Raw genomic sequence first — 16,926 nt, forward strand, 5'->3', positions numbered from 1 at the left:
GATGAAAAGAGTATTGGAATTTCACAAGGAAGGATATAATTGTGCAGAATCTATTGTAAAAGCCGTAAATGAAGAAAAGAAACTAAATATTCCGGTTTCCATAGCAAGTCCCTTTGGATCAGGTATGACTGTTGGAACTACCTGTGGAGCTGTTACTGGAGCATTAATGGCTTTAGGTTCAATAAAAGGAAGAGAGACAAGTAAAGAATCAAATGAAACGAGAAAAATCACCAAAGAAGTAATGAATAGAGTAAAAGAAAAATATGGAACCTTTGAGTGCTCAAAGCTGAAGAAAAAAGGCATATCTTGTGATGAAATAATAGAATATACTTATGAAACTTTGAGAGAATGTCTTAAATAAGTCAATATATTAAAATTATTAAAAATAGAATGCAGGGAGGAATAAAAATGAAAATTGCAGTAGCAAGTGAAGGAAAACAAATAAGTGGACATTTTGGACATTGTGGAGGATTTGCGATTTATGAAATAGGAGAGGATAAGTCTTTAAAGAAGGACTTTGTGCAAAATCCGGGACATAAGCCGGGATTTTTACCGGTATTTTTGAAGGATAAGGATGTAAATGTGATAATATCAGGGGGAATGGGGAAAACTGCAGTTCAATTATTTAAAGATAATAAAATAGAGGTTGTTACAGGTGTTCAAGGCTTGTGCGACGATGCGGTACAGAAATATATAAATGGAGAATTGAAGTCTACTGGAAGTGTATGTACAGAACATCAACATGAAGGAAATTGCAGTAATTAGTTAAATCCAATTTGTGAGGTGGATATTTGGATATGGAATGAGCTATTATGAATTAAAAATATACAGTAAAAAACCTCTTCATATTCATTTTAAATGTATTAATTGCAATGATATAATATATATAGATGATAGCAAGAATATTGTTTTATTCGGAATATGCAGCAAATGCAGGGAGGTTTTAAAATGCCAAGGCCGACAAAATTTAGAAGAGTAGAATTTTTCCCGGAGGATACCTACTTTGTCCCATGGGGGAAACCTAGATGCAAGATTGAGGAAATGGTTTTGAAGGTAGAGGAGCTTGAAGCAATGAGACTCAAGGATATTGAGGGACTGAATCAGGAAGAGTGTGCAAAAAAAATGCAGGTGTCCAGGCAGACATTCCAAAATATCATCGACAGTGCAAGAAAAAAAGTAGCTGTTGCTCTTACAGAAGGCAATGCAATAAGAATAAATGGAGGAAATTATAAGGCTACATTTTGTAAATTTAAATGTCTTAATTGCGGAAATGTGTATGAGATAAAATATGAGAATGACAAATATGCATGTCCTGTGTGTGGTTCAAATAAAGTAGCTTGTAGTAAAAAGGCCGGCTTTTGTAAAAGATGGTGCAAAGATTAAATTAGTTTTAGTGGATAAAACCAAAGTGGATAAAACCAAAGTGGTTTATCCACTTTTTTAATATAAAAAAGTGTTGACTGAAGGGTGTTATAGTATTAAAATATATTTTGCATACGAAATATATTGATGCGAAATATATCCAAAAAGGGGAAAAATATTACATGAATGATGTTCAAGATGCCATGTACCTGCTTAAAATTATAAAAAGGGTTATGAGAAATGTTCACAAAGACGTGGAAAATCATTTCAAGGAGCTTAATATGACCGCACCGCAGGTGTTTGTGGCTATTACGCTGATTCATAATGGTAAAATAAAAATAAGTGATTTAAGCCGGAAAATCGGTCTGTCAAACAGTACTGTATCAGGAATTGTGGACAGAATGGAAAAACAGGGATGGGTAAGTAGAATCAGGAGCGAGGATGACAGGAGAGTTGTATATGTAGATGTGACTCCTGAGTTTATGAAAATTGCCAGATCAAAGCACGATGAAGTTTATGGTACGTTCCAATCTATGGTTGACAGTGCAACCGGTGAGGAAATGAATGTAATAAGCAGAGGGCTTATTACACTGGAGAGGGTTATGGACAGACAGGAAATAAAATAAGGAGTAGGTGAAATAATGCTTAAGTTGTTGAAATATTTGAAGCCATTTATTGCGTTGGTCGCAGGTGCAATAATTTTACTTTTTGTACAGGCGATGTGCGACCTGTCACTTCCGGATTATATGTCCAATATTGTAAATATTGGAATACAGCAAAATGGAATTGAAAATGCCGTGCCAAAGGCGATGAGGTCATCTGACATGAATAAGCTTGTACTGTTCATGAGCGAAAGCAATAGATCTGAAATTATGAAAAATTATAGTTTGATTGACAGATCAAGCCCAAATTATGACGAATATGCCAAAGATTATCCAGGATTGAAAAATGGGCCAGTATATGTTTTAAAAAGTACTGCAAAATCAGAAATTGACAAGATGAATCCCATAATGGGCAGAGCTTTTCTTGCTGTTTCCGGAGCTGACAAGAAATTTGCTTTGCTTAGTCAAGATATGATTACGCAGGCTGCGGTAGGTTCTGTAAAAGCTGAGTACACCATGCTTGGAATAAATACAGATAAAATACAGCAAAATTATATTATACATACAGGAATAATTATGCTGCTTTTTTCTCTCCTGAGTGTAGTCTGTACTGTGCTGGTGGGATTCCTGGCTGCGAGAACTGCAGCGGGATTTTGCCGGAATTTGCGAAAAGATTTATTTGCAAAAGTTGAGAGCTTTTCCAGTGGTGAATTTGATAAGTTTTCTACAGCTTCTCTGATAACAAGAACTACAAATGATATTACCCAGATACAGCTTGTTATTTTTCTTGGTATAAGAATGATTATATATGCTCCAATTTTAGGAATCGGAGGAATTGTTAGGGCTGTCAACAACAGCTCATCCATGTCATGGATCATTGCCCTGGCAGTTATAGTTTTGCTTGGATTGATTGGATGCATGTTTGCAATTGCATTTCCAAAATTCAAGATTGTTCAAAAATTGGTTGACAGGTTGAATCTAATTACACGTGAAAATCTATCTGGAATGATGGTAATAAGAGCTTTTAACAACCAGAGATTTGAAGAGAAAAGGTTTGACGGGACAAATCGGGATCTGACGGATACAAATCTTTTTATAAACCGTATAATGTCGATTATGTTTCCGGCAATGATGCTCATAATGAATGGAGTTACTATATTGGTAGTATGGGTTGGAGCACATCAGATTGCAAATTCAAGCATGCAGGTAGGAGATATGATGGCATTTATGCAGTATGCTATCCAGATAATATTTGCTTTTCTCATGATGTCATTTATGTTTATTTTGATACCTAGAGCGTCTGTTTCAGCCAGGAGAATCAACGAAGTCCTGAAAATAAGTCCATCTATTGTAGATCCTGAAAAGCCGGTACACTTTAATGGCAAGGTAAAGGGAGTAATAGAATTCAGAGATGTTTTTTTCAGATATGAAGGGGCAGAAGAATATGCACTCAAAAATATAAGCTTCAAGGCACTGCCTGGACAGACAACTGCCTTTATCGGATCCACAGGTTCAGGAAAATCGACTCTAATTAATCTGATTCCACGTTTTTATGATGTAACTAAAGGGTGTATTACAATTGATGGAATTGATATAAGAAATGTTACCCAGAATGAACTAAGAAATTTAATAGGCTACGTACCACAAAAAGGTTCATTGTTTAAAGGTACTATCGAATCAAATTTGAGGTATGCTAGGGAAAATGCAACAGAAGATGATATAAAAAAAGCAGTGGGAATTGCTCAGGCTGAAGAATTTATTGATGAGAAACCAGAGGGATTCAAAAGTGAAATTTCCCAGGGGGGAGATAATGTTTCCGGCGGACAGAAACAGCGACTTTCAATTGCTCGTGCTCTTGTAAAAAAACCGAAAATATATATATTTGATGACAGCTTTTCAGCTCTGGATTTTAAAACAGACGCTAGGTTGAGAAAGGCACTCAAACCTGAGACAAAATCAAGCACTGTTTTGACTGTGGCACAGCGTATTTCCACAATAAAAAATGCCAATCAGATAATAGTTCTTGACGAAGGCAGCATAGTTGGCATAGGCACTCATGAAGAACTTATGGAAAAATGTCCTACATATAGGGAAATTGCACTATCACAATTATCTAAGGAGGAATTGGCATGAGCAAGAATAGAGGCCCCGGGGCCATGATTCAAGGCGGCGAGAAAGCCCATAATTTCAAACCGACCATGAAAAAACTTGTTGGGTATTTAAGTGATTATAAAATACTACTAGTTGTTGTATTGATATTTGCAATTGTAAGTACTATATTTTCTATAGTAGGTCCCAAAATACTTGGAAAGGCTACCACCAAATTATTTGAGGGAGTTATGCAAAAAATATCAGGTACTGGCAGTATAGATTTTAATTATATATGCAGTATAATTGTTCTTCTTGCGATTTTGTATGTGATAAGTGCGTTGTTTGCATATGTTCAAGGATGGATTATGTCGGGGATATCCATGAAGGTAAGTTATAAATTCAGAAAGGACATCTCTGAAAAAATCAATCGAATGCCATTGGGATATTTTGACAGGACCAATCATGGAGAAGTACTGTCACGGGTTACAAATGACGTAGATACTTTAAGCCAGACTCTCAATCAGAGCATGGGACAGATTATTACATCTGTTACAACTATTATTGGCGTAATGATCATGATGTTTACTATAAGTTGGCAGATGACTCTTCTGGCACTCTGCATAATTCCAATATCCATGGGACTCATAGCTGTCATTGTAAAACATTCTCAAAAATATTTTAAGCAACAACAGGATTATCTTGGGCATTTGAACGGGCATGTTGAAGAAATGTACGGCGGGCATATTGTCATGAAAGCGTTCAATGGTGAAAGGAAAAGTATCGGTGAGTTTGATAGTATGAACGGGAAACTCTTTGGAGCAGCTTGGAAATCGCAGTTTTTATCGGGAATAATGATGCCTGTGATGAATTTTGTAGGAAATTTAGGATATGTGGGAATATGTATTTTAGGAGGATGGCTTGTAGTAAAAAAGGCAATTGAGGTTGGTGATATACAGGCATTTACGCAGTATGTCCGTTCATTTACACAGCCTATTTCACAGATTGCCAATATTTCCAATATACTTCAGCAGACAGCGGCTTCAGCAGAACGTATATTCGAATTCCTGGAAGAGGATGAAGAAGTTCCTGAAACATCGGAAACTGTAAAAATTGAAAATATAAAGGGAAGCATCGAATTCAGAAATGTTCGTTTCGGCTATAATCAAGATGATATAATAATAAATGATTTTTCTGCTTCCGTTAAGCCGGGCCAGAGAATTGCAATTGTAGGGCCTACTGGAGCGGGGAAGACAACAATAATAAAGCTGCTCATGCGTTTTTATGATATAAATGACGGTTCAATACTTATAGACGGCAATGATATAAGGACTTTCACACGAAGTGATCTTCGTTCCATATTTGGAATGGTTCTTCAAGATACCTGGCTTTACAATGGAAGTATAATGGAGAATATAAGATATGGAAGGCTTGATGCCTCTGATGAGGAAGTTATTGAAGCTGCAAAGGCAGCACACGTAGATGGATTTGTTCATACACTTCCTGATGGCTACGGTATGATTTTAAATGAGGAAGCTACAAATGTATCACAGGGGCAAAAACAATTGCTGACAATTGCAAGAGCCATACTTGCAGATCCCAGAATACTTATTTTTGACGAAGCCACTAGTTCCGTGGATACCCGTACGGAAGTACAGATTCAGAAGGCGATGGATAATCTCATGAAAGACCGCACTAGTTTTATAATTGCTCATCGGCTGTCAACAATTCGTGATGCTGATTTAATACTTGTCATGGATCATGGAAATATTGTGGAGCAGGGTAGACACAGTGAATTACTTGAAAAAGGCGGCGTGTATACCGGTCTATATAACAGCCAGTTTAGTGCAGCTTAATTTATAAATGTATTTTAAAATTAACATGATATTTGTTAAACTGTGCTATAATTACCGAAGGAGTACTACTATATATTTGGAGGTCTTTGTAAATGAAAAAAGTTCTCATAGTTGAGGATGAAAGCTCTATTAGAGGATTTTTGAGAATCAACTTCAGACGGAATGATTTTATGGTAATTGAGGCTGAAACCGGTGAGATGGCTATAGAAAAAGCAAGAGTGGAGAATCCAATAGTCACAATTTTAGATATAATGCTTCCTGGGATAGATGGATTTAAGACCTGTGAAATTTTGAGGAAAGAATTCCCGAGGATGGGTATAATAATGCTTACTGCCAGAAGTCAAGATATGGACAAGATAATGGGTCTTGAATTTGGTGCGGATGATTATATGATAAAGCCCTTCAACCCACTTGAGTTGATAGCCAGGGTCAATTCACTTCTTAGGAGGATAGGAATTCAGGATCAGGAAGAAAAAAATGATATAATCGTTTCAGGAAAATATAAAATAGACGATGATGCCATGAAAGCTTACAAAGGTGATAGGGAAATTGATCTTACCCCAAAAGAATATATGCTTATGAAAACCTTCATGGAGAATGCCGGGAAAGCATTCAGCCGCAATGAACTCATGAATTTGGTCTGGGGGTATAACTATATAGGTGATACTAAAGTAGTGGATGTTAATATAAGAAGGCTTCGCGAGAAGATAGAGGAAAACTCATCCAAACCGAAGGTTATAGAAACTATATGGGGAATAGGTTATAGATGGAGAGAAAATTAATATGGAAGATGGAATTAAACGCAGGATGATAATAAGTTATCTTCTAATAATTGTTATAACAGTATCCGTGCTTGAGATTTTTCTGATATTATCCATAAGAAGATATTATTATAAAAATATGGAAAATATGGTCACGAATCAGATAAGAGTTTCTATGGATTTTTATAACAGTTATCTTTCATCATCTTCACTGAAAAAAAATATAAAGGACAATGCAGATATATTCTGGAAGAACACTTCCGCTGAAGTACAGGTTATAAGTACATCAAAAAAGATGCTTATGGATTCCATAGGAAACTATATTCCCGGGGCAATGAATGGTGAGGATATAAACATGGCATTAAAGGGTGACATAGGGGTTTCTGTGGAAATTGATAATACAACAGGAGAAAGACTTCTCTGTGTATCCGGACCTCTTGGATCTTTTGGAAAGGTGGAAGGGATATTGAGATTTGTGACTTCACTTTCACCTGTGGATTTGATAATAAAAAAAATAGCACTTATGCTCATACTTATAGGTTTTATTGTAATATTGATGTCCGGCTTAATAAGTATTCTCATATCGAATACTATAACAAAACCGTTGAGTGAAGTAACGGAAATGGCAAGAAAAATGGCACAGGGAAGATTTAAAGAGAGAATCACAAAAAAAAGAAATGATGAAATAGGTGAACTTTCCGAAACCTTGAATTTTATGGCAGATGAAATACTTAAAAATGATAAACTTAAAAATGAATTTATAGCATCTATATCTCATGAGCTGAGAACACCGCTTACTTCAATAAAAGGATGGGCGGCAACCATTCGTACGGGATATCTTGAAAATAAAGAGGAAATAATTGACGGTCTCGAGATAATAGAAAATGAGAGTGACAGATTAACTGCAATGGTTGAAGAACTACTGGATTTTTCCAAATTCATATCGGGAAAGATGGTATTGAATATGGAACATGTAGATATAGGAAAAATTATAAAATATATGGAGAAACAGATGTCTCTCAGGGCGGAACGACAAAAATTGAAATTCGAGGTTCATATTCAGGAAGATATTCCACTAATCCTTCTGGATGAAAACAGGATTAAGCAGCTGCTGACAAATCTGCTTGACAATGCATTTAAATTTACACCCGAAGGTGGTACTGTAGAATTGAAAGTAAAAATACAGGGAGATTGTCTTTTTATAATTGTAAAAGACAATGGAATTGGAATACCCAAGTGGGATCTTCCAAGAGTTACTGAAAAGTTTTTTAAGGGAAAAAGTGATAAATCAAGCAATGGAATAGGACTTTCTATATGTAGGGAGATAGTTGAGCTGCATAATGGAAAGCTCGATGTAAACAGTAAATATGGAAATGGAACGGAAATTGTAGTGTCAATTCCTTGTAGTAATGATTAAATGTATTTAATTATCAGAAAAAGGTGGTTTTTTGAAGAAGATAAATATTCTGTTAATAATACTGACTTCAATTTTAATACTAATAGTCTATAAAAATGTAAATTTATCATTAAATTCTCCAATAAACCTTAGAAAAACTATAAATCTGCCTATTGAGGGTACATGGACTGCAAGTAGATATGTTTTTGTGGGAGATTCTCCTATATCAAGGTACGATGCTGAAAATATGATAAATAAGAAAGCTATTTTCAATGGAGAAGAGGTAAAATTCAATAATCTGATCTGTAATAAGCCTAATTTTAAAGTGAAAATTGTAGACAGCAGGAGCTATTTTGATAGCAATTTGAAAATCGATCCAGAAGACCTTGGAGTAAATCAGAAGCAGATAAAAGTAGTTACTGTATTCTCACATAATAATTTTTTTGATGATTTTGTGCAGATAAGTGACAATCTTATGATTAGATACAGTGAAGGGCTTGTACTCTTTTTTACTAAAGATGGAAGTGCACCTAACAAAGCCATATTAAATAACATAGATAAAAAGGATTACAAGACGGTATCGTCTAGAAAACACAGGGATAGTATTTCTAAATCGGGACTCCTTCTTGGGCTTAAAAGCAGGAATGAAGCTGAAGGAGGATATGATTACAGAACTCTATGGATAAGCTCTTCTTATGGCGAGATTAATAAAATACTCCAGAAAAAAAACATATTGGTTCCAAGAAAAAATGGCTTTTGGGAAGTTGGAGTTAATAAAAAATATGAAAATGGTAGTGAAAGAGATGTAGTCTGGGGAGTGCCAATAATAAAAAATAATTCTGAAATTTACAAGTCATTTCCTGTGATTAGAAATATAAAGAATACAAATAGTCAAATACTTTTTATAGGAACGGAATTTATTTCACTGGATAATGAGGAAGCTGAAAATAGATATTTCAGTGTACTTCCCATGGATAACCTGAATGGGAAAAAGGTTGAATTCTCTAAAGTGTTGGATAAAAATGCCAATGACAGGATGAAATTAAGTGCAGAAATTTATCTTGGAAAAATAAGCAGGAAAAAGTATAATGTGAATTTTAACAACCTAAGCACCAATTGGGCACTGGCAAGGAGAAGTGGGAGATGGATATTGAGAGGAAGGATCAGTTATGGTGATTTTGATATAATTTATCCTGCGACAAGTAGATTGCTTACTTCCTATGATGATTTATATCCATCTTTTGACGTAATTAAGAGAAGTATTCCTGATGCTGTAGACGCTTATACATCTCCAAACAGGGATTTTATAGTAGTGATGACAGCAGACGAACTCAGGGTATACGATTTAAAGGACAATAGATTTATAGGCAAGCCGAAGTCAACACTCAGACTTAGAAATGGAGAAAAGGCGGTTATGTCTCAGTGGTCTATGGGAAGCTATGTAGATGATTGGAATAAATTGTTTAAAGACAATAAATGAAATAATAAATTAATAAATTTTCAATAATACTATTGATAATCTCCTTAAAAATATGTATTATATAGATAAGTTTTTTTAAAAGCACTACTTAAAAACTAATTTATTAATATTTTTTATTTTTTTAAAGGAGGTCTTTTTATGAACGGAATAAGTGGGATAGATACTACGTTTGTAATTATGTGCGCGGCGTTGGTAATGATAATGACTCCAGGATTGGCTTTATTTTATGCGGGAATGGTTAGAGGAAAAAATAGTTTGAACAGTACCCTTCACAGCTATTCAGCCCTGGCTATAGTATCTGTACAGTGGATACTTATAGGATATACACTGAGTTTTGGTACAGATATAGGAGGATTTTTAGGAGGCTTTAATTTCGCAGGATTAAAAGGGGTCGGCTTTGCCGCAAATCCTGATTATTCAGCAACAATACCTCACCAGGTATTCATGTTATTCCAGATGATGTTCGCAATAATAACTCCAGCACTTATATCAGGAGCAATAGCAGAGAGAATGAAATTTTTACCATGGATTGCTTTTCTAATACTTTGGACAACTTTTGTCTATGACCCGATTGCCCACTGGGTATGGGGTACAGGTGGATGGCTTAAGAATCTTGGAGCTCTGGATTTTGCAGGTGGAGATGTAGTTCACATAAGTTCCGGAGTATCTGCACTTGTGGCAGCAATTATGCTTGGAAAGAGAAAAAATGTAGGAAAACCAAGCAACCTTCCTATGACCTGCATGGGAGCTGCAGTACTTTGGTTTGGATGGTATGGCTTTAACGCAGGAAGTGCGCTGGGTGTAAACAGTGTGGCAGTAAATGCATTTCTAACTACCAATACTGCGGCAGCCGCTTCAGCTTTGAGTTGGAGTCTGTGCGAGCTTGCATACAGAAAGAAAGTTACTTCTCTTGGAGTTGCAAGTGGAATAGTTGCAGGTCTTGTAGCAATAACACCAGGTGCAGGTTTTGTAAGTCCTCTTGCCTCACTCCTTATAGGATTGATAGGAGGAGCAATATGCTATACAGCAGTTACGTTTGCAAAATCCAAATTTGGGTATGATGATGCACTGGATGCCTTTGGATGCCATGGCGTAGGTGGTATATGGGGAGGAATTGCAACAGGAATATTTGCATGGCAGGCAATAAACTCCGCTGGTGCAAATGGATTAATTCACGGGAATCCAAAATTAGTTTTGATACAGATTGTAGGTGTTTTGGCAAGTGTGATTTATTCTGCAATAGTTACATTTATTATAATCAAAATAATTAAGGCCGTAAGCGGTATAAGAGTAAGCGACAGGGCTGAAGAAACAGGATTGGATGTTACGGAACATGGTGAAGAAGCTTATGGTGGATTGAACAGCTGATAAATTTGATTGGATTATTGACTAAATTTAGTAAATTAGAATAGAATTAATTATAGGGATTATAATATAAAAATGTATATTAAAGGAGGGTATAAACATGGCTGACAAACTTACAAAAATAGATATTATTACTTCACAGGGGAAATTTGAGGATTTGAAGAAAGCCCTTGGTGAAATTGGAATTGCAGGAATGACTGTTACAAATGTTTTAGGCTGCGGGATGCAAAAAGGCCACAAGGAGTACTATCGTGGACTGACTATGGAGATAAATCTGCTCCCGAAAATAAAAGTAGAAGTCGTAGTTTGTGAAGTACCTGTTGAAACTGTAGTGGAAACCGCAAAGAAAGTTCTCCATACTGGAGATATGGGCGATGGTAAAATATTTGTATATGATGTACAAAATGTTATACGTATAAGTACTGGAGATGAGGGAAAGGCTGCTCTCCAATACAAAAAGTAAAATTATCCTAGCCAATTTGTAACCAATTTGTAACCTTTTGTTGTAGATTTGTACAAATTTTTGTAATTTTTTATAGTAAAATGAATGTATCAAATGTACAATGACACAAGGGGGAGCAGATTGGTATTATGAGGAAAAGAAGAAAGACAGACATTAGCAAGGTTTATTTTACATTTGTTGTTGCTGCTTTATTTTTTCTGTCAACTGTGGCTGGATTTAAAATTGCCCAGCAAAGCAGCAGGATTCGAGATAGGAAAATAGCTGCAAGTAATATCATGTTAAAAAAGGAGGATGCCGCAAAAAAGGTTGAAAAGCAGGCTGATGGGAACAACTTATCAGATGACAAGTTGCCTGAAGGCAGAAAAGTTGCATATCTTACCTTTGATGATGGACCAAGTGCAAATGTTACTCCTCAGATATTAAGCATATTGAAAAAATATGATATTAGAGCCACCTTTTTTGTGATTGGAAGCATGGCAAGAGAAAATCCTGAATTACTCAAACGTGAAAAGGCGGAAGGTCATAGTATAGGTAATCATACCTATTCTCACAATTATGAATATTTGTATTCAAATCCACAGAATTTTTTAGATGATCTAAAGAAAAATGAGAATATCATACATTCTGTAATAGGAGATTTCGAAAGTGAACTTATAAGATTTCCAGGCGGATCATTTGGAAGAACCTTATATAAGAAGGCCGCAGAAAATGAAGGTTATGTATATGTAGATTGGAATGAGGAAACGGGAGATGGTAGATATCATCATCCGACAGTAGAAATGCTTGTGAACAATTTTAAAAAATATTATACCGGTAATGAAAGAATGGTAATACTCATGCATGATGCTGCAACTAAGCAGACTACAGTGCAGGCTCTTCCAATAATTATAAAAATGTTAAAAGATGATGGATATGTATTTAGACCTATAACAAAAAGTGATTATGAATTTATGAAAAAAATGTTTCACAATTAAATTTTAAAATAAGGACATGCAGGATTATTTCCATATATGTCCTTGTTTTTATATGGATTTTACTTTAAAATTAAATCTATATAAAATTATGGTGTATGGAGGGATGATTATGAAGATTTCAGTTATTGAACCGCTTGGACTTTCTGAAGAGGAACTTAGAAATATTGCGAAACCGATTACAGACAGGGGACATGAACTTGTGATTTATAACAATAAGGTTACAAATGTAGAGGTTTTGAAAGGGAGGGTCAAGGATTCAGATGTAATTGTACTTGCAAACATGCCACTTAAAGGTGAAGTAATAGCTGCAGATGACAAACTTAAGATGATGTCCATAGCTTTTACAGGAGTCGACCATGTTGAATTGAAAGCATGCAGCAAGAATGTGATCGTTTCAAATGCGGCAGGGTATAGTACAAATTCTGTAGCTGAACTCGCTATAGGGCTGACTTTATCTATGCTAAGAAACATCGTACCATTAGACAAGTTTACCAGGGAAGGAAAGGCAAAAGAGGGATACAGCCAGAGCGACCTGAGTGGAAAAATATTTGGTGTTGTTGGAACTGGAGCTATTGGATCTACTGTATGTAAACTGGCAAAAGCATTTGGATGCGGTGTTCTTGCATATAATAGAAGTAAGAAACAGGAACTTGAGACTATAGGTGTGAAGTATGTAACTCTGGATGAACTGCTTTCAAAAAGTGATGTGGTTTCAATACACCTTCCTCAAAACGATGATACAAAAGGTCTCATAAGCAAGGAAAAAATTGCTTTGATGAAGAACAGTGCACTGATCATAAATGCAGCAAGAGGACCTATTATCGACAATGTAGCCCTTGCCCAGGCATTAAAAGATGGAAAACTTGGAGGGGCGGGAATAGATGTATTTGATAGTGAACCACCTCTTGACAGTGCTTATCCACTTCTGGATGCGCCAAATACGGTACTTACTCCACATATAGGATTTGCGACAAAGGAGGCTATGGTAAGAAGGGCCAATATAACCTTTGACAATATAACTAAATGGCTGGATGGAGAGCCTCAGAACATAGTAAAATTTTAGTATATATTAAATAAAGCCTTGCATATTTTCAAGGCTTTATTTAATATATTATACATATAAATATTTAGGGGGGATATCTATGAGCATAAAATTTATATATGGCAGATCTGGAAGTGGAAAAAGTTATTATTGTTTTCAGGATATTAGAAGAAAAATTGAACATGGCATATCAAGTCCCCTTATATTGATTGTACCAGAACAGTTCTCATTTCAGACCGAAAAAAATATAATAGAGAGTATAGGCCATAATGGCATGTTAAAAGTAAAAATTCTCAGTTTCAGAAGAATGGCAGACCATGTTCTCGATGAGGTTGGAGGCGGAGTAAATAAACATATCAATGATTCTGGCAAGAATATACTTTTATACAAAATACTTGAGGAAAATAGAGATAAACTTAAATTATTCAAAAAAGGAATAAGAAAGAAAGGCTTTGTATCTGGTGTTTCAAGAACTATAAAGGAGTTAAAAAGATACAGTATAACTTCTGATGGATTAAGGAATATTGTAGATAAGGTGAAAAATCCTATTCTTGAGAAAAAACTGAATGATATATCAACTGTGTTTTCGCAATTCCAGAGCAGAATGAAAGAAAATTATATAGATGATGAAGATGAGCTTGACATACTGTTACAAAGGCTGGATGAATCAAATATGTTTGATGATGCGCAGGTATGGGTGGATGAATTTTCAACTTTTACTCCACTGGAATATAGGATATTGGAAAAAATAATGGTAAGGGCAGATAAAGTGAATTTTACACTTTGTATGGATTCGACTGATGATCTCTTTATGCCATGCAGAACTACAGAGAAAAAGCTTCTTAAAATAGCATCACAAAATAGCATATCCTATGAAAGACCTGTCACCTTAAACAACAAACCCTGTTATAAATTTAAATGCAGTAAAGAACTTCAGCATCTGGAAAGTTATATGCTTTCATATCCATATACACAATATGAATACAGACCAAAAAATATAAGGATATTCAGGTCGTTGAATAAATACAGTGAAGTGGAAAATACAGCAAGGGACATAATTTCACTATGTAGGGACAAAGCTTTCAGATTCAGAGATATAGCAGTTGTAAGTGGCGATCTGGAAGGCTATGAAAATATAATAAGAGCTGTGTTTACAGAGTATGATATACCATGCTTTATCGATAAGAAAAGGGACATAGATGATAATCCAATTATAGTTTTGATAATTTCTGCAGTGAAGATTCTCTCCAAAAACTGGTCCTATGAATCTGTGTTCAGATATTTGAAAACATGGCTTTTGGATTTTGATAATGAAGATATAGATTTGCTTGAAAACTATGTCCTAGAAAATGGTATAAAAGGATCGAAGTGGACAATGAAAGAACCCTGGGAGTTCAAAATGAGTTACAGTATGAGTGAAAACAAGGATAACAATCAGGAAGAAATTTTACAAAGGATAAATTCCATAAGAGACAGGGTAAGAGAACCTATTTTAAAATTGTCCACATCCATCAAGGGTAGGAAGAGTGGAAAAGATAAATGCATTGGGCTCTATAATTTTATGTGTGATATAAAAATACCTGAGAAAATTGAAAGTATAATAGCAGAATTCAAGGAAAAATCGCGTCTTGACAAGGTTAAAGAATACAGCCAGATATGGAATATGGTTGTAGATACTCTAGACCAGATGGTGGATACTATAGGTGATGACATATTCAGCATAGATACATTTAGCCAGGTACTTGAGGCTGGATTCAGTGAATATAAAATAGGAATTATACCACCTTCCCTTGACCAGGTACTTGTTGGGAGTGTTACAAGGATAAGAAGCCACGATGTAAGGGCACTTTATATAGTTGGGGTAAATGACGGAATTTTTCCTGCCTGTATATCCTCTGATGGAATTCTTACAGATGGAGATAGGGATGAACTCAAGGATATAGGCTTAGAACTTGTGGAAAACAGCAGGACTAGAGCTTTTGAAGAGAGGTTCCTTATCTATACAACCTTGACTATAATGAGTAGCTATTTGAGGATCAGCTATGCAATAGGGGATGATGAGGGAAAGCCAAAAAGACCATCTATTATAATATCCAGGATAAAAAAGCTTTTCCCAGGGCTTGTAGAGGAAAGTGATTTGTTGCATGAAGGAGTAGGGGCAGAGGGCGGAATGGAATCCATAAGCGTACCCGGTGCGACATTTAATAGGCTTATACAGAATATAAATTACGATTCCCCAAAAAAAAGTATGGATTCTATATGGCTTGATGTATACAGGTGGTATAAAGGAAATGAAGAGTGGAGTGGCAGATTGAGCAGAATACTTGAAGGATTCCGATATACCAACGAAATAGAGATATTAGATACCCGCAAAGTAAGAAACCTTTACGGAAAACATCTTAATATGACTGTGTCAAGACTTGAGAAATTTGTACAGTGCCCATTTGCATATTTTGTTCAGTATGGTCTGAAAGCAGGGGAGAGGAAGGTATATAATCTTACATCACCTGACATTGGAAGCTTCATGCATAGTGTCCTTCAAGTTTTTTCCACAAAATTGAAAGAGGAGAAAATGACATGGAGAGATATAGATAAAAAATGGTGCAGGGAGAATGTATCTCTGGTGATAGAAAATATGCTGGGGGAAAGGCCGAATTCCATATTAAACAGCTCAAATAGATATAGGCATATTGTATCGAGATTGAAAAGAGTTGTTACGAGGGCCACATGGCTTGTGATGGAACACATAAAAAAGAGCAAATTCGATCCAGCGGGATATGAGATGTCTTTTGGAGGATCGGGGGATTTCCCACCTATTTTAGTCAAACTTCATTCAGGTGAAGAAATAAGCCTTTCAGGAAGGGTAGACAGAATAGATGTAATGAGGCGGGATGGAGCAAATTATCTAAGGGTAATAGACTATAAATCCGGAGTAAAAGAATTTGATATTTCAGATCTTTATTATGGGCTTCAAATACAGCTCCTTGTATATCTGGATATAGTACTCTCTGAAATTGAAAATAAAGCAGGGAAGAATGCCCTTCCGGGAGGTATGCTTTACTTTAGATTAGATGATCCCATAATCAACGGGAAGGATGGAATGACACATGAAGAAATAGAGGAAAGTATAGTAAAAAGCCTTAAGATGAACGGACTTCTGCTTGATGATCCTGATATAATAAAGGACATGGACAGCAGCATAGATGGAGTCTCAGATATATTGCCTGCTTCTATAAAAAAAGATGGCAGTATTTCATATAGTAGATCTTCAGTTGCTACTCTGGATCAATTCAATATGCTGCGAAAATACGTTAAAGTTATGATGGCAAGCCTCTGTGAAAGAATACTTGAAGGTGACATAGAAATTTACCCCTATAAGGAGAAATCGAAAAGTGGTTGTGATTTTTGTATTTATTCTGCCATATGTCAATTTGATACTTCAATAAAGGGTAGTAAATACAATGTACTTGAGAAAAAGAGTGTTGATGAGATATGGAGGGATATAGAAAATCAAGTAAATGATTGATAGAGGAGGTG

At 35.6% G+C, this 16,926-nt stretch carries 14 protein-coding genes and 1 pseudogene; all 15 read left to right on the plus strand.

Features of this window, described 5'->3' with window-relative positions; genetic code table 11:
• Position 1 precedes the first annotated feature (1 nt).
• The 15 genes and pseudogenes from ACSVC9_RS01295 to addB all read left to right on the plus strand — a co-directional run bounded on the left by ACSVC9_RS01295 (position 2) and on the right by addB (position 16,915).
• Entirely contained in the window at positions 2-361 is a 360-nt protein-coding gene (locus ACSVC9_RS01295) for a C-GCAxxG-C-C family (seleno)protein (RefSeq protein ID WP_446898587.1), read from the plus strand.
• Positions 362-408: 47 nt separating this feature from the next.
• Positions 409-765: a NifB/NifX family molybdenum-iron cluster-binding protein gene (locus ACSVC9_RS01300; RefSeq protein ID WP_446898588.1), complete on the plus strand. Its 357-nt coding sequence runs from the start codon at positions 409-411 to the stop codon at positions 763-765.
• A 37-nt stretch (positions 766-802) separates the two neighbouring features.
• Positions 803-979 (plus strand): annotated as a pseudogene (locus ACSVC9_RS01305) (Fur family transcriptional regulator); the annotation flags it as partial.
• Positions 949-1,383 carry a DUF134 domain-containing protein gene (locus ACSVC9_RS01310; protein WP_446898589.1) on the plus strand — a complete coding sequence of 145 codons (435 nt, stop codon included), beginning with the start codon at positions 949-951 and terminating at the stop codon, positions 1,381-1,383. The pseudogene ACSVC9_RS01305 and the gene ACSVC9_RS01310, both read left to right, overlap by 31 nt.
• A 161-nt stretch (positions 1,384-1,544) precedes the next feature.
• Complete coding sequence (locus ACSVC9_RS01315; RefSeq protein ID WP_446898590.1) at positions 1,545-1,988, plus strand: MarR family winged helix-turn-helix transcriptional regulator; 444 nt, start codon at positions 1,545-1,547, stop codon at positions 1,986-1,988.
• 15 nt (positions 1,989-2,003) lie between these two features.
• A complete protein-coding gene (locus ACSVC9_RS01320) occupies positions 2,004-4,097 on the plus strand; it encodes an ABC transporter ATP-binding protein (RefSeq protein ID WP_446898591.1) in 2,094 nt (697 codons plus the stop codon).
• Complete coding sequence (locus ACSVC9_RS01325; RefSeq protein WP_446898592.1) at positions 4,094-5,908, plus strand: ABC transporter ATP-binding protein; 1,815 nt, start codon at positions 4,094-4,096, stop codon at positions 5,906-5,908. Before ACSVC9_RS01320 ends, ACSVC9_RS01325 begins: the two co-directional genes overlap by 4 nt.
• 92 nt (positions 5,909-6,000) lie before the next feature.
• Entirely contained in the window at positions 6,001-6,690 is a 690-nt protein-coding gene (locus ACSVC9_RS01330; protein ID WP_446898593.1) for a response regulator transcription factor, read from the plus strand.
• A gap of 1 nt (position 6,691) precedes the next feature.
• Positions 6,692-8,086, plus strand: a complete 1,395-nt coding sequence (locus ACSVC9_RS01335; protein WP_446898594.1) for an ATP-binding protein — start codon at positions 6,692-6,694, stop codon at positions 8,084-8,086.
• Between the two features lie 31 nt (positions 8,087-8,117).
• Positions 8,118-9,545: a hypothetical protein gene (locus tag ACSVC9_RS01340; protein WP_446898595.1), complete on the plus strand. Its 1,428-nt coding sequence runs from the start codon at positions 8,118-8,120 to the stop codon at positions 9,543-9,545.
• A 138-nt stretch (positions 9,546-9,683) separates the two neighbouring features.
• Positions 9,684-10,913, plus strand: a complete 1,230-nt coding sequence (locus ACSVC9_RS01345) for an ammonium transporter (RefSeq protein WP_446898596.1) — start codon at positions 9,684-9,686, stop codon at positions 10,911-10,913.
• A 97-nt stretch (positions 10,914-11,010) separates the two neighbouring features.
• Positions 11,011-11,373: a P-II family nitrogen regulator gene (locus tag ACSVC9_RS01350; protein ID WP_446898597.1), complete on the plus strand. Its 363-nt coding sequence runs from the start codon at positions 11,011-11,013 to the stop codon at positions 11,371-11,373.
• A gap of 128 nt (positions 11,374-11,501) precedes the next feature.
• Positions 11,502-12,347, plus strand: coding sequence for a polysaccharide deacetylase family protein (locus ACSVC9_RS01355; RefSeq protein WP_446898598.1), 846 nt, complete (start codon positions 11,502-11,504; stop codon positions 12,345-12,347).
• Between the two features lie 109 nt (positions 12,348-12,456).
• On the plus strand, positions 12,457-13,410 hold the full coding sequence (locus ACSVC9_RS01360; RefSeq protein WP_446898599.1) for a 2-hydroxyacid dehydrogenase: 954 nt from the start codon (positions 12,457-12,459) through the stop codon (positions 13,408-13,410).
• 79 nt (positions 13,411-13,489) lie between these two features.
• A complete protein-coding gene (gene addB, locus ACSVC9_RS01365) occupies positions 13,490-16,915 on the plus strand; it encodes a helicase-exonuclease AddAB subunit AddB (RefSeq protein WP_446898600.1) in 3,426 nt (1,141 codons plus the stop codon).
• The last annotated feature ends 11 nt before the right edge of the window (positions 16,916-16,926 follow it).

This window comes from Clostridium sp. LBM24168 (genome assembly GCF_052953915.1).

Excerpts from the sequence above, each read along its gene's own strand:
- ACSVC9_RS01295 (WP_446898587.1), top strand. The coding sequence starts at position 2 with ATGAAAAGAGTATTGGAATTTCACAAGGAAGGATATAATTGTGCAGAA.
- ACSVC9_RS01300 (WP_446898588.1), top strand. The coding sequence starts at position 409 with ATGAAAATTGCAGTAGCAAGTGAAGGAAAACAAATAAGTGGACATTTT.
- ACSVC9_RS01310 (WP_446898589.1), top strand. The coding sequence starts at position 949 with ATGCCAAGGCCGACAAAATTTAGAAGAGTAGAATTTTTCCCGGAGGAT.
- ACSVC9_RS01315 (WP_446898590.1), top strand. The coding sequence starts at position 1,545 with ATGAATGATGTTCAAGATGCCATGTACCTGCTTAAAATTATAAAAAGG.
- ACSVC9_RS01320 (WP_446898591.1), top strand. The coding sequence starts at position 2,004 with ATGCTTAAGTTGTTGAAATATTTGAAGCCATTTATTGCGTTGGTCGCA.
- ACSVC9_RS01325 (WP_446898592.1), top strand. The coding sequence starts at position 4,094 with ATGAGCAAGAATAGAGGCCCCGGGGCCATGATTCAAGGCGGCGAGAAA.
- ACSVC9_RS01330 (WP_446898593.1), top strand. The coding sequence starts at position 6,001 with ATGAAAAAAGTTCTCATAGTTGAGGATGAAAGCTCTATTAGAGGATTT.
- ACSVC9_RS01335 (WP_446898594.1), top strand. The coding sequence starts at position 6,692 with ATGGAAGATGGAATTAAACGCAGGATGATAATAAGTTATCTTCTAATA.
- ACSVC9_RS01345 (WP_446898596.1), top strand. The coding sequence starts at position 9,684 with ATGAACGGAATAAGTGGGATAGATACTACGTTTGTAATTATGTGCGCG.
- ACSVC9_RS01350 (WP_446898597.1), top strand. The coding sequence starts at position 11,011 with ATGGCTGACAAACTTACAAAAATAGATATTATTACTTCACAGGGGAAA.
- ACSVC9_RS01355 (WP_446898598.1), top strand. The coding sequence starts at position 11,502 with ATGAGGAAAAGAAGAAAGACAGACATTAGCAAGGTTTATTTTACATTT.
- ACSVC9_RS01360 (WP_446898599.1), top strand. The coding sequence starts at position 12,457 with ATGAAGATTTCAGTTATTGAACCGCTTGGACTTTCTGAAGAGGAACTT.
- addB (WP_446898600.1), top strand. The coding sequence starts at position 13,490 with ATGAGCATAAAATTTATATATGGCAGATCTGGAAGTGGAAAAAGTTAT.